13 protein-coding genes and 1 rRNA gene are annotated in these 13,152 nt (G+C 33.5%); 9 read left to right on the top strand and 5 right to left on the bottom strand.

Features of this window, described 5'->3' with window-relative positions:
- Window positions 1-40: 40 nt before the first annotated feature.
- Window positions 41-1,000 carry a beta-propeller fold lactonase family protein gene (locus OEM44_06130; GenBank protein MDH3516376.1) on the top strand — a complete coding sequence of 320 codons (960 nt, stop codon included), beginning with the start codon at window positions 41-43 and terminating at the stop codon, window positions 998-1,000.
- A 324-nt stretch (window positions 1,001-1,324) separates the two neighbouring features.
- Here OEM44_06130 and pyrE read toward each other — a convergent pair whose 3' ends face one another.
- Window positions 1,325-1,930, bottom strand: coding sequence for an orotate phosphoribosyltransferase (gene pyrE, locus OEM44_06125; GenBank protein MDH3516375.1), 606 nt, complete (start codon window positions 1,928-1,930; stop codon window positions 1,325-1,327).
- A 50-nt stretch (window positions 1,931-1,980) separates the two neighbouring features.
- On the opposite strand from pyrE, the gene OEM44_06120 reads away from it, so the two are divergent.
- Window positions 1,981-3,063 (top strand): transcriptional regulator, encoded by a 1,083-nt coding sequence (locus OEM44_06120; protein MDH3516374.1) that lies wholly within the window; start codon window positions 1,981-1,983, stop codon window positions 3,061-3,063.
- Here the strand turns inward: OEM44_06120 and OEM44_06115 are convergent.
- Window positions 3,055-4,164, bottom strand: a complete 1,110-nt coding sequence (locus tag OEM44_06115) for a site-2 protease family protein (GenBank protein ID MDH3516373.1) — start codon at window positions 4,162-4,164, stop codon at window positions 3,055-3,057. The two genes, OEM44_06120 and OEM44_06115, sit on opposite strands and share 9 nt — an antisense overlap.
- 74 nt (window positions 4,165-4,238) lie before the next feature.
- Between OEM44_06115 and rimI the strand changes: the two genes are divergently transcribed.
- Window positions 4,239-4,736, top strand: coding sequence for a ribosomal protein S18-alanine N-acetyltransferase (gene rimI, locus OEM44_06110; protein MDH3516372.1), 498 nt, complete (start codon window positions 4,239-4,241; stop codon window positions 4,734-4,736).
- A gap of 37 nt (window positions 4,737-4,773) precedes the next feature.
- A complete protein-coding gene (locus tag OEM44_06105; GenBank protein ID MDH3516371.1) occupies window positions 4,774-4,992 on the top strand; it encodes a transcriptional regulator in 219 nt (72 codons plus the stop codon).
- Here the strand turns inward: OEM44_06105 and OEM44_06100 are convergent, their stop codons facing one another.
- Complete coding sequence (locus tag OEM44_06100) at window positions 4,993-5,820, bottom strand: class I SAM-dependent methyltransferase family protein (GenBank protein MDH3516370.1); 828 nt, start codon at window positions 5,818-5,820, stop codon at window positions 4,993-4,995.
- Window positions 5,821-5,825: 5 nt separating this feature from the next.
- Window positions 5,826-7,613, bottom strand: a complete 1,788-nt coding sequence (locus tag OEM44_06095) for a ribosome biogenesis/translation initiation ATPase RLI (GenBank protein MDH3516369.1) — start codon at window positions 7,611-7,613, stop codon at window positions 5,826-5,828.
- Window positions 7,614-7,705: 92 nt separating this feature from the next.
- On the opposite strand from OEM44_06095, the gene rrf reads away from it, so the two are divergent.
- Window positions 7,706-7,825: ribosomal RNA gene (gene rrf / locus OEM44_06090) — 5S ribosomal RNA — on the top strand.
- Window positions 7,826-7,879: 54 nt separating this feature from the next.
- On the top strand, window positions 7,880-8,008 hold the full coding sequence (locus tag OEM44_06085) for a hypothetical protein (GenBank protein MDH3516368.1): 129 nt from the start codon (window positions 7,880-7,882) through the stop codon (window positions 8,006-8,008).
- A gap of 2 nt (window positions 8,009-8,010) precedes the next feature.
- Here OEM44_06085 and OEM44_06080 read toward each other — a convergent pair whose 3' ends face one another.
- Window positions 8,011-9,480, bottom strand: a complete 1,470-nt coding sequence (locus OEM44_06080) for a leucyl aminopeptidase (GenBank protein MDH3516367.1) — start codon at window positions 9,478-9,480, stop codon at window positions 8,011-8,013.
- Between the two features lie 325 nt (window positions 9,481-9,805).
- On the opposite strand from OEM44_06080, the gene OEM44_06075 reads away from it, so the two are divergent.
- The 3 genes from OEM44_06075 to fsa are packed head-to-tail and all read left to right on the top strand — an operon-like array spanning window position 9,806 to window position 13,109.
- Window positions 9,806-11,473, top strand: coding sequence for a ribulose-phosphate 3-epimerase (locus OEM44_06075; GenBank protein MDH3516366.1), 1,668 nt, complete (start codon window positions 9,806-9,808; stop codon window positions 11,471-11,473).
- Window positions 11,470-12,447, top strand: a complete 978-nt coding sequence (locus OEM44_06070) for a transketolase family protein (protein ID MDH3516365.1) — start codon at window positions 11,470-11,472, stop codon at window positions 12,445-12,447. Before OEM44_06075 ends, OEM44_06070 begins: the two co-directional genes overlap by 4 nt.
- Complete coding sequence (gene fsa, locus OEM44_06065; protein ID MDH3516364.1) at window positions 12,444-13,109, top strand: fructose-6-phosphate aldolase; 666 nt, start codon at window positions 12,444-12,446, stop codon at window positions 13,107-13,109. The genes OEM44_06070 and fsa overlap by 4 nt, the downstream gene beginning before the upstream one ends.
- Window positions 13,110-13,152 lie beyond the last annotated feature (43 nt).

Here is a 13,152-nt window from a genome sequence, read left to right as displayed (position 1 = left end):
TGAATTTTATGTACTTAAAATTACTATAAAAGCAGAAAAGATGAAAATCATCATTAGTGTGGTAATTGGAATTATTTTAGTCAGTACCATTGGAATATTATTTTTACAAAATGATTTAGATGAAAGCAATGAAATGATATTTTTTACATTACAAGGGGATGATACCGTCTCTTCTTTCCCAATCAATTACAACTGGATTGCAGGAGAACAAATGACTTATGTATCCACAGTAAAGAGCGGACTTTTGGTGATTGCAACAAGTAGTGCAAGTGATACTGCTTTTGCATTTAATGGTCAAACAGGAGAAGAAATAGCCAAGTTTCATGTAGGGAAAACACCAAAGGGAGTAAAAATTCGTCCTGATGCAAATTTTGCATTTGTGGCAAATGAGGCCTCAAATTCACTTACTGTAATTGATCTTGTATTGGGAAAGATCCATACGGAAATTTCAGTTGGCAAAAACCCACACAATATAATTTTTCATCCCACAAAAGATCTGGCTTTTGTCACACTTCAAGGTGAAGACAAGGTGGCAATTATAGATACAAAGAGATTCGAAATGATTTCCTCAATTCCGTTAGAAGGACTACCACATAATTTGGACGTATCTCCAGACGGAAAACTTCTCTATGTCACAAGTATTGCAAAAAATGACGTTGTAGTAATCAACTTGGAAAGCCAACAAATCATAGCAAGAATTCCAGTCAGTAATGGTCATCATGGAATAGATGTTTCCCCTGATGGAAATAGAGTCTATGTTTCTGGAATTGGAGGTGATGTGATAAGTGTTATTGATGCAGAGTTACAGGAAATGATTGTTCAAATAAAAGTAGGAAAAGGTCCTCACGGAATAAGGACAAATTTGGATGGCAATATTCTATATGTTGGAGTAACACAAACAAATGAAATTGTAGTGATAGATACTATGAAACTTGAAATTATCAACTCTATAAAAACTGGAAACACACCGTTTTGGATTGCAACACCGGAAAATCCTTGAGTTTAGTACACTGTATATCTCCAAAAAAATCAATTTGTGGGGTTATGAAAGACAATCCCTTGAAAATAATTCAAAAACTAGAATCTGTCATGCCTCTGATCTTTTAAAACTACTCTGATCTCTACTCCAGATATCTACCTTCAATACAAGATGTTTTTGGAACATGTAGTTTAACTGAAAAACAATATTTTGATAAAATTGAGGTTGCCCATTGTTTTCAATTAGTTTTAAAATGAGCCAATTTAAAATCAACTGGCCGCAATGAAGAATCAGAGTTATATCTGAAATGGTGATTGGAAGGCATTTGTCTGAGCTGCCAATTACTCATTTGTTTATCTGCTTCTTCACTTTTTCTAAAACAGTTTGATCTATGAGATTTTGCTCATACAGTGATTCTGTAATTTCTAAGATTTTTAAAATTGAATGAATCTTTATTCCTAATTCTGCGAATGCATCTCCAGCTCCTTCCATCCTATCTACTATTACATATACATCCTTAATGAAAATATTAGATTCTTTTAGAGATTTTATTGCATTAACCACTGAACCACCAGTAGTTGCAACATCGTCTATCATTAGCACTTTCATCCCGTCATGAATTTTACCTTCTATTGATTTTGATGTACCATAGTCTTTTGGTTTACTTCTTACATAGATTAGTGGCTTGACAGTTTCCATCGCTAATGCTGATGCAATTATCAAACCTCCTGTAGGGACTGAAACAATTGAATCGAATTTATCTAATCCAATGTTTTGGGCAATGTCGTTTTTAAGATGTATTACCATCTTTCTAAATTCATGAGGGTAGCTCGGAACCAATCTTAAATCTACATAGTATGAACTCTTTTTTCCACTTGCAAGTGTAAAATCTCCAAATTTTATAATGCCCTTTTGGTGCAAAAAGGTTCCAAACTCATTCACAAACTCCATACTCAAATTCACTACACTGGATTTATTTTGGTTTGTATTGTGAATTAATTATGCCTGAAATCTGGTTAAATTATGGTATTACAGACGTAGTTTTGGATATAAAGGCAGAAAATTTAGAGCAAAAAATTGATTCTGAAGGTAAAGTTCTAGATGATTCAGCGATCAATGAAAAACTAAATGCGCTTGATCTATCCAAGCCCATCGAACTTGTAGTTTTACATAATTCTAAATCTATTCAAAAAATAATATCTTCTCTTTTTACTATTTGTGAGCAAAAATCAAAACCATTTCCAAAAATCTTCGCCGAGAAAAAAATCCTAAATTTGGTCAAAGCAGGATTGCCTGAAGGAAGTTCAATCAATGAATTTGCTGATGTTGGAATTTCAAATTCAAATCTCATATTTCTGGGTGAAATGGAGTTTGATGGGTTATTTGGATATGAAACTATATCTACGCGTCTTATCAAAAAATTTGGTTTAGACTCTATGTTATCAGCATATGCTAAAAGACAAGGAAATCTTCCTACACCTGGTCAATACCCTGAAAGTCTAACTGAAGCAAAAAAATTCACTGATAACTTTGAAATTCAAGGAATAGAAATAATCGCAAACTCTGAAGGAATAATGGATTTCTCTATAGGTCATCCCTCTAAAACTATTTCATCTACAAAAATTTTAGAATCTAATTCTATCAAAGATATAGGTCAGCACAAAACGATGATACTTAGTACCGGTAAAGATGCCAGTAATGATAATCTTGGAAATTCACTATCTTCACTTTGGAATTGTTCTAATGCAATTAAAAAAGATGGCCTTGCAATATTGGTTGCTGAATGTAAAGGTGGATTGGGTTCTGATGCGCTTCAACAATACATTGAAGATAGATTAACTTTGGAACAACTATACAATCCTACTAAATATGTTGATGGAATGGAAGATTTACTATTTCTTTCAGAAATTCAAAAGAACTTCCAGATTGGATTAGTTTCAATTATCCCTGAATTTTATGTAAAGAAACTTAATTTGATTTCTTTACCCGGAATTAAATATTCGATGGATTATATTTTAAAAACACAAGGTGGAAAACAAAAAGTTATAGTGGTTTCAGACGGTGCCCGGATTTTGTTAAGGTAAAAGACCAGGTAAAAAGTCTGATGGTAACGGGGCACACAAAATTGCTAATCCTATGATTCCAATATATGCTATTTTTCTATTTCTTGTAAGTGGTGATACATCATCTAATGGTGTTGCACCGGGATTTCTTGAACTCAGGATCAAAATTAAAAACGCCATTAACCAATAATTTAACAAAACAAGAATCGCCATACTTCCAAAAGTTGCATATCTGTGAAGCTTTACTCCAAGAAGTGTTCTTGCCATATGTCCACCATCTAATTGCCAAGCTGGAAGTAAATTCAAAAATGTAATTAAAAATCCAATCCATGCTGCAAACATTACCGGAGTCATAATCACCTCGTTTCCTGTTCCACCTTTCCCAAACAGGGCTAAACTGGCAGACATTAACAATGGTTCTCCCTGCTCCCATTCTATCAGTCTTGAATCTGCAAATAATCCTGCTGCAATATCTTGATCTAAAACTGGTGCTGTATATGCTCCGTAAATCGAAACTATTATTGCAATTGCTAATCCAGCAATAGGTCCTGCAATGGCAACATCAAATAAAATTTCTCGATTAATGGTTAATCCTTTTGATTGAATAAATGCACCAAATGTTGGGATTCCTATTACTGGCAATCCTGGAATAAAGTATGGCCAAGTTGTTTTTAATCCATGTAATTTGGCAGCAACAATGTGGCCAAGTTCATGAATTCCTAAAATTCCTAATAATGATAACGTGTAGACTCCTGCCATTTCTAAAGGATCCCCGATCTGAACTATTGAATTTGTTCCAGATGTTCTATAGTATCCATCAATCATTACAAATGAGACTACAACTGCAAACAAAATTCTGGGAGTCCACGCTGTGCTCATCCATTTTCTTTGCACTTTTGGAGAAAATTTCTGAATAATTACGTGTTTGATGCCATCATTACCTTCTTCTAATTTACATGCGTAACTCATATTTTCTAACTTTCTTGCCAAATCTTCAAATTTTGACTTAAATTCTAAATTTTCTATTTTAAACTCTAGTGAAAATTCTGTTTTATTAATATCACTTACTTCAAAAATGGAATTTACTAATGAAATAACTTCTTCCTGCGTATACTCTACCATTGTTTTGGATTATCGTCTTTCCATTAAATGGTCTTTTGGTTTAAAATTAAATATTAATAATTCTATAGAAAATCATGCAAGTTATTCTCAGACAATTAGGTGACTGTAGTATTAGTAGAGCAGGACCAAGCGATCTGATTTCTGTAATGGAGATCAATCTGAAAACTCTTCCTGAACACTATTCTGATTATTTCTATGAGAGTTTATTGACAGAACTTCCTGAGGCCTTTATAGTAGCAGAGATTGGAGGAAAACTTGTTGGATATATTATGTGTAAAACCGAATACGGTTTTTCAAATTTTAAGAAATTGGGTTTTGTCAAAAAAGGTCATGTTGTTTCAATAGCTGTTCTTGATGAATACAGAAGAAAAGGTATTGGACAAGCACTTGTTGAAGAATCAATCAAAGGTGTCAAATTAAAAAAATGTGATGAATTTTACTTGGAAGTTAGATGTAGTAATAATGATGCTGTAAGATTGTATGAGAAATTAGGATTTGTAATAAGGCAACAATTAAACGCATACTACCGTGATGGTGAAGATGCATATCTTATGGCAATTGAATTAAATTAATTCAAACCAATAAATAACTCACAAAAAATTATTTTTTGTGGACAAGCGAAAAGGAATTGGTATTACCATTTTTGTGTTCTGTATTGGAGGTTTCTTTCTCTATGCATATTTGTTAATGTTATCTGAGTGGAGTCCAATTGTTTTACAATTATCAATATTGATGATTGCTGGAGGTATTTTAGGTGTTATAGCATGGATTGGATATGTTATGGCAACAACAAAACCATCCTCTGCATCAATTACATCAGAAGATTAATTATTTAGAAATTCTTACATCTACAACAGTTTGATAATATCTTGGACCTACAGGTCTGACTATTTTTGAATCTAGAATTTCTGATTTTACTGGTGTAACCTGAAGATAATGTTCTTCTGAAAGTTTTCCTGCATCTGATTTTTTATCTGCATGAATATGTGAATAATAATGAATGGTTCCATTATCTTTGGTTGCATTGATTGCTGATTCTAAAAACTCATCAGATTTTTCAGGTAACAACATTAACGTTCTATCTGATTTATTAATTAATTGTTCATTAATTATTTTAGATGCATCACCATTTATGGAAATTACTTTTCCAGTAAGTTTGTTTATTGCAATATTTTTCTCACATAGCTTTGAGGCAACTGGATTGATATCTAGGCTGTAAACTGTACATTTTTTCTTTTTAGCAGCCATGATGGAAAACATTCCAATTCCTGCAAACATGTTGGTTACCACCTCCCCATCTTGAATTAAATTTGCAATTCTTTCTCTCTCTGTTGACAGCCTAGGTGAAAAAAATGCATTTTCTACATCTACTATGAATTTACAGCCAAATTCTTTGTATTCTGTCTCTGTATTGTCTTCTCCTGCAAGAATTTCTAGATCTCTGGTTCTAAAATCACCTTCTACAGCAGACGCCTGATAAAATACACTCCTAGCTATTTTTACTTCATTTAACAATGTCTCTCCAATGATTTTTTTCTTTGAAGATAGAGCATCTGGAATTCTTAAGATGATTATATCTCCGATCTGATCAAATGATGAAATTAACTCATCACTTTCTTTTGCTGTAAGCACATTTTCTAGTGCTTTTTTTAACATTCTAGTCAATGCTTGTAATAGAAGTTACCAGATGTTTTTTGATCCTTATCTAATCTACTTTTTAATTTATTTACACGTGGTCTTAGACTTCTCTCATCTCTTCTAAATGAAATGTCCAGAGATTTTAGGAATCTGTTCATGGCATCAGCTTTTCGCATTGGTGATGTAGCTTTACCTGTCACTCCTGATTCCCCCTCAAAAATCACCATTGTATCTGATACTAAATCCATTAACTGTAAATCATGATCAATAATAATTGCAGATTTTCCAAAGGAACGAACAAATTTCTGTATAAATTTTGCAACTGCAATTCTATCTTCTACATCTAAAAATGCTGATGGCTCATCTAATGCATACAAATCTACTTTTTGCAAAAGACATGATGCAACTGCAATCTTTTGCAATTCACCTCCTGAAAGATTCTTAATAGATTTGTTGTATAATTTTTTAATTTTTAATGGTTCAAGTATTTGTTCTTCTTCCATACTCCCTTCAACTTGATTGCCATTTGCTTTGTCTAATACTGATATGACTTCTACATCAATATCGTTTTGAAGATATTGTGGTTTGTATGCTATCTTTATTTTTTTATCGATACTCCCCACATTTGGTTTTTCAACTCCTGCAATCATTTTCATCATTGTTGTTTTACCTAGAGCATTTGCACCCATTATTCCTACAACTTCGCCTTTTCTTACTTGACCAGGCTCAATTGTAACTGAAAATGTGGGATATTCTTTTACTAATTTTGGATATGTGACAATTGTACTTCCTTCTTCAAATATATCGGTAGTTGATGATGATACATCAAAAGAAAATTTTTTGTCTCTAAATCTAACATTTTCATTTGGTAAATAACCGTCAAGAAATACATTAATCCCAATCTTTGTAGATAGAATAGTTGAAACAATTCCATATGCTGCTGGTTCTCCATATAATACTTCGATATAGTCACTAAGAAAATCAAGTAATGTTAGATCATGCTCTACCACCATTACGCTTTTTCCAATACTTGCCAGATTTTGAATTACACGAGCAACTCCAGTTCTTTGAAAAACATCATTATATGAAGATGGTTCATCAAAAAAGTAAAATTCTGCATCTTTAGATGCAGCAGCAGCAACTGCAATTCTTTGTAACTCTCCTCCACTTAATTCCTTTAAACTGTGTTCTAATGAATTTTCTAATCCTAATTCTTTGATTAGCTCTCTTGAAACTCCTCTTTCATCATACCTGTCAAGAAGTTCTTTTCCTGTTCCTTCAAATGCTTCTGCAATATGATGTACTTGTTGAGGTTTAATCGATGCACGAATTTGTTTTTGTTGAATTTTATCAAAATGCTGTTTTAGTTCTGTACCACTATAATGTTTTAAAATCTCATCCCATTCTGGAGGATTTTCATATCTGCCTAGATTCGGTTTTAAATTACCTGATAATATGTTGACTACTGTACTTTTACCCATTCCATTCCTTCCTAGTAATCCTACAACCTCTCCTTTTTTTGGAGTTGGTAACTTGTATAATCGAAATGAGTTTACTCCATATTGATGAATTTTATCTGTAGCTAACTCGCTAGCTAGATTCACAATTGTGATTGCATCAAATGGACATACTTTGACACATATTCCACACCCATTACAGATATCTTCATCAATCTGAGCCTTTTTTGACTCTTCGTTTAGAATAATACATTCAGCTCCCGATTTATTAACTGGACAATATTTTATGCACTCTAAACCACATTTCTTTGGTTGACAAAGATCCTGATCCAAAACTGCAACTCTATGTGTCATGTTGTAATCCGGCATTTCCTTTGCTTTATACCTATTTTGAACACTTTCAAATCTGGCGTTACGTTAATAGATGAGAATTTGTGAAGATCTATCAAGCCGGCCATAGCGTTAGGGTGCGACCCAATCCCTTTCCGAACTTGGAAGTCAAACCTGACGTCGCTGTTGTGCTACTAAGATGCGAGAGCTCTTGGGAAGCAGCAGTGCTGGCATCTTCTACTTTTCAATCAATCTTTTAATATCCAGTAAACCAAATTGATGTGATTTCAATGGCAAATTGTTCTGTATGTGGAGAATCTTTTTCTGATGATATTAGATTTCTTAACCATATGATGGAGAAGCATGGTTTTAGAAATCCAAATGTCGGTACACCTGATAGAAATAGTAGAGGATACTGATTTTACAGATTTTGTAAATAATCTAAAATCAATCTTACTCCAAAACCTGTTGCACCCTTTGGATTATACGATTTTTCTTTTGTACCTGTCTGTGTCCACGCAACTCCTGCAATATCTAAGTGAACCCACGGTGTATCTTTAATGGCATTCCTCAAAAAAGCTGCAGCCGTGATGGTTCCAGCAGCTCTGCCTATTCCGACATTTTTCATATCTGCGACTTCTGATTTTATCATATCCATGTAATCTTGATTTAATGGAAGTTCCCAAACCTCTTCTGTGGTTCTGCTGGAAGCGTCATAGATCTTCTTTGTTAGTTTTTCGTTATTTGATACCATTCCGGCCACATTGGTACCTAATGCAACTATACATGCACCTGTCAATGTAGCAAAATCAATTATTGTTTTTGGTGAATAAGTTTTTTCTCCATATGATAATGCATCAGCTAAAATCAATCTACCTTCTGCATCTGTATTTAGAATTTCTGCAGTTTTTCCACTATACAATTTTATAATATCGCCAGGTCTGTATGATTCACCACCAGGCATATTTTCAACAGAAGGAATAATTCCTACAACATTGATTGGTAGTTTTAACTCTGATACTGCTTTCATAATTCCAAGAACTGTACATCCACCACATTTATCAAATTTCATTTCATCCATTTTGTCTCCTGGTTTTAATGATATACCACCTGTGTCAAATGTTACTGCCTTTCCTACTAGAACTATGGGTCTTTCATTTCTTGATCCGTTATTATATTCTAAAACAATTAGTTTTGGTTGGTTTTTACTTCCTTGACCAACTGCGGATATTCCACAAAAACCTCTCTTTTTTAGTTCGGGTTCAGAAATAACTTTGCATTTTAACTTATTATTTTTAGAAATTGTTTTTGCAAAATTTGCTAGTGTAGTAGGTGTACATTTGTTTGGAGGTAAATTTGCAATACTTTTTGTAAATATTGCACCATCTGCAATAATCTCGGCATTTTTGATAGCCTTTGAAATTTTATCTGATTTAGAAACAATAATTGTCAAATCTGGAGAATCATCTAATTTTTCTGATTTGAAATTATCAAATTTGTATAATCCCATTTTTGATCCTTCTACAATCTGAGAAACTGACAAAATTGTATCTTCCACAAAACTTGGAGGTGCAATTATAGTAAACTCTTTTAATTTTAACTCTCTTGCTTTTTGAGCAATTTTTCCAGACACTGATCTGATGGTATCTTTTGTCATATTGCCCTTTTCACCCAACCCTGCAAGCAGAATTCTTTGAATTGAATCTTTTTCTGAACAAGGAATTATGCTTAATGCTCCTAATTTTCCTTTCATATCTTTTACAGTTTGATCTATGATTGAGGATTTTTTAGCATCGAACTTTTCCAATCCTAAAACTGTGGTTGAATTTTCTAACACAAATCCACAAAGAAGGCTAGTTTTCTTTTTTGAACTCTCAATTCTAATTCTCATATGAATGCCTACTTTTTCAAGTATTATTTAGATTTACTTTAAAGGACTGCTGTTAATTGTTAGTAAACTAGATGATCTTACAAAAACTGGTGATTCTTTATTTCGGTGAAATTGATTTCATGACTGGAATTAATTTTGCTTTTCCATTCTTGAAATTTTACTTCTGGCAAAAAAATAATTAATTTTGCAAATTTTGTACACAAATAACCTGACTATTAATATAACATGTTGGAGTATTTTCTTTAATTTCCGCGTTCTCACTTAATTACGATCAAACTAAAATTTTACAAAAGTAGATATTTACTTCATCTTAACAATATTTTAGATGGGTCTTAATTACTATCTCACTAAAAAGAATGTTCTTAGAGCAAGAAAACTGGTAATAGAGTCAATTGATTCGGCTGGTTCTGGTCATCCTGGAGGTTCTTTTTCTATGGCAGAAATTCTTGGGTGCCTATATAACAAATATCTTAACTTTAATCCTAAAAACCCTCAATGGGAAGATCGCGATCGTTTAGTTCTATCTAAAGGTCATGCTGCTCCAGGTTTGTATTCCAATCTGGCTGTTGCAGGATATTTTTCAGAATCTGAAGTCAGAACACTGCGAAAGTTTGGAAGTAGGTTACAGGGGCATCCAGATCTAAAATGTCCTGGTGTAGAGTTTTGTGGAGGTTCTTTAGGTACTGGACTATCTTATTCTATTGGAATGGCGCTTGCAGCAAAAATTGATTCCAAACAATATCGTGTTTATACAATTATTGGTGATGGCGAATCTGATGAAGGTCAGATTTGGGAAGCTGCTATGACGGCTGCAAAATACAAAGTTGATAACCTCACTGTTTTTCTTGATAGGAATTTTATTCAACAAGATTCCTACACTGAAAAAATAATGCCTCTTGATGAACAATTAGAAGGTGATAATTTTTCTGAAATGTGGAGAGATGCATCACGTTGGAAGACTGGTGATAAATGGAGATCATTTGGTTGGAATGTAATTGAAATTGATGGACATAGAATTGAACAAATTGATGCAGCACTTGCAAAAGCTAATGCAACACAAGGTGTACCCACAATTATTGTCTCTAGAACCCTAAAGGGAAAATCAATTGAACATATGGAAAATAATCCACAATGGCATGGTAAATCCCCTGATTCTGATATTGTTCCTGTGATTAATCTTGAGTTAGATTCTCAATTTATGATTGCGCCCTCTATTATTGCAGGAGATATGTCAAATTTACAAAATGAAATTAAAAGATGTGTATCTGGCAGATCTGATTATATTCATCTTGATGTGATGGATGGCAAATTTGTCCCTACAAAAACTTTTGACCATAATAAAATCAAAGAACTACGACCTCTCACTGTTATTCCATTTGATTCTCATTTAATGATTAGCGAACCCGTAAAACATGTTAGAGATTACATCGATGCTGGAAGTGATATTATAACAGTTCATGCAGAAGTTACTGACGAATCCAGTTTTGGAGAGATTCATGATCTATTGAAACAAGATCAAGTTGGTGTCGGACTTGCAATTAATCCTGATACTGAATTGCCTGAATGGTCATACAACTTTCTACATTCTATTGATCAACTTATTGTCATGTCAGTGGTGCCTGGAAAATCTGGTCAAAAATACATTGAAGAAACACATGCAAAAATGGCAAGGTTGAGTTCTATCTTAAAAGAACACAATTTTTCGGGTTATATTGAAGCTGACGGTGGAGTAAATCTTGGAAATATTGGTTCTATTTTTAGAGATGGAGCGCGTGTATTTGTTGGTGGTGGAGCTATAATTGGACAGCAGGACGTACATGCTGCAATCAGGGATTTTAGGAATGAAGTTGTACATTCTAGAAGATGTCTTCTACTTGATAAATGTCATGAGTTAGGAGGAAAGGACTTGGTAAACAAATGGATTGAGTTACATGTCATAGGAGAAAAACAAGAACAAATTAAAAAAATTGCGCTAGATGGAGGATACCTTTGAATGAACCAATAATGACTGACATGCGTTCAGCATATTCAAAATCTTTGATTCAAGCTGGAAAAGAAGATCCAAATATCGTTGTTTTAGGTGCAGATACAACTGATTCACTAAAAACTTCTGAATTTGGTAAAATATTTCCAGAAAGATTTTTTAATGTAGGAATTGCCGAAGGAAATCTCGTTACAATTTCATCTGGATTGGCAATTTCTGGAAAGATTCCATTTGCTAGCACTTATGCTATATTTCTGCCTGGAAGAGCAGTTGATCAAATTCGAAATAATGTTGCTTACCCATCTCTCCCTGGTGGCAGAAAAGGTCTTAATGTTAAATTAGTTGTATCTCATGGTGGTTTGTCTGTTGGTCCTGACGGTGGCTCACATCAACAAATTGAAGATATTGCAATAATGAGAGTAATTCCAAATTTTCACGTTTTTATTCCTGCTGATACTGTTGCAGTTTCAAAATTAATTCAGTTGATGGCAAGAGAATACGGTCCATTTTATATGAGAATGGCAAGATCAAAAACCCCTTTGATTCATTCTGAATCTCAAGATTTTCAAATTGGCAAGGGAATTACTCTAAGAGATGGCTCTGATTGCACTATTGCAGCATGTGGAATTACCGTTAGGATGGCTTTGGAAGCAGCTGAATCATTACAACAAGAAGGAATTTCTTGTAGGGTTTTAGATATTTTTTCAATAAAACCCCTTGATCATGGCATTTTGGAAAAAGCAGCAAGGGAAACTGGCTGTATTGTCACTACTGAAGAGCATAATATTATTGGTGGAATGGGATCTGCTGTAGCAGAATCTGTTTCTGAATCGTATCCTGTACCTATTAGGAGAATTGGAGTACAAGATATGTTTGGAGAATCTGCTAGAGATGATGAAATTCACTTACTTCTAGAAAGACATGGAATAACATCTTTTAATATGGTAAAACAAGTCCAAGAAATTAGGAGTAAAAAACTATGAAAATTTTTCTTGATACCGCTAATCTTGAATCTATTAGAAAATTCAATGATATGGGATTACTAGATGGTATTACAACCAATCCCTCTCTTATGTCAAAGGAAGGTGGCAATCCAAAAGATGCAATGAAAGAGATTACAAACATCATTAAAGGTGATGTTAGTTTGGAAGTTGTTAGTACAGAATATTCTGGAATGATGGAAGAAGGAAAACGTCTTCGTGAATATGGTAATAATGTTGTTGTCAAAGTTCCTATGACACCTGATGGTCTAAAAGCATGCAAATCCCTTTCATCTGAGGGAATACCTGTCAATGTTACATTGATCTTTTCTCCAAATCAAGCTTTACTTGCTGCAAAATCAGGGGCAAAGTATGTTAGTCCATTTATTGGTAGACTAGATGACATCGGTCAAGATGGGATGCATCTAATTAAAGAAATTAAAGAAATTTTTTCACATTATAATTTTGGAACACAAATTCTTGTTGCAAGTATTCGTCATCCTTTACATGTAATTGATGCTGCAAAAATAGGAGCAGATGTAGTAACATTACCACCCGCAGTTTTAGATAAAATGCTAGAACACCCATTGACAAAAATTGGTTTAGAGAATTTCCTTGCAGACTGGAACAAACTAAAATCAAGTAATGCTGATATCAAAATTTAGTAGATTCTAACCTATTAAAAACATAGTAAAATAAAATTTTAAA

Source organism: Nitrosopumilus sp., assembly GCA_029862745.1.
Taxonomy (GTDB): domain Archaea; phylum Thermoproteota; class Nitrososphaeria; order Nitrososphaerales; family Nitrosopumilaceae; genus Nitrosopumilus.
The sequence above is the reverse complement of the archived record's forward strand: the minus strand, read 5'-3'. Positions and strand labels throughout refer to the sequence as shown.

Coding starts and splice junctions, on each gene's coding strand:
- OEM44_06130 (MDH3516376.1), top strand. CDS start 41: ATGAAAATCATCATTAGTGTGGTAATTGGAATTATTTTAGTCAGTACC.
- pyrE (MDH3516375.1), bottom strand. CDS start 1,930: ATGGAGTTTGTGAATGAGTTTGGAACCTTTTTGCACCAAAAGGGCATT.
- OEM44_06120 (MDH3516374.1), top strand. CDS start 1,981: ATGCCTGAAATCTGGTTAAATTATGGTATTACAGACGTAGTTTTGGAT.
- OEM44_06115 (MDH3516373.1), bottom strand. CDS start 4,164: ATGGTAGAGTATACGCAGGAAGAAGTTATTTCATTAGTAAATTCCATT.
- rimI (MDH3516372.1), top strand. CDS start 4,239: ATGCAAGTTATTCTCAGACAATTAGGTGACTGTAGTATTAGTAGAGCA.
- OEM44_06100 (MDH3516370.1), bottom strand. CDS start 5,820: ATGTTAAAAAAAGCACTAGAAAATGTGCTTACAGCAAAAGAAAGTGAT.
- OEM44_06095 (MDH3516369.1), bottom strand. CDS start 7,613: ATGACACATAGAGTTGCAGTTTTGGATCAGGATCTTTGTCAACCAAAG.
- OEM44_06085 (MDH3516368.1), top strand. CDS start 7,880: ATGGCAAATTGTTCTGTATGTGGAGAATCTTTTTCTGATGATATTAGA.
- OEM44_06080 (MDH3516367.1), bottom strand. CDS start 9,480: ATGAGAATTAGAATTGAGAGTTCAAAAAAGAAAACTAGCCTTCTTTGT.
- OEM44_06075 (MDH3516366.1), top strand. CDS start 9,806: ATGGGTCTTAATTACTATCTCACTAAAAAGAATGTTCTTAGAGCAAGA.
- fsa (MDH3516364.1), top strand. CDS start 12,444: ATGAAAATTTTTCTTGATACCGCTAATCTTGAATCTATTAGAAAATTC.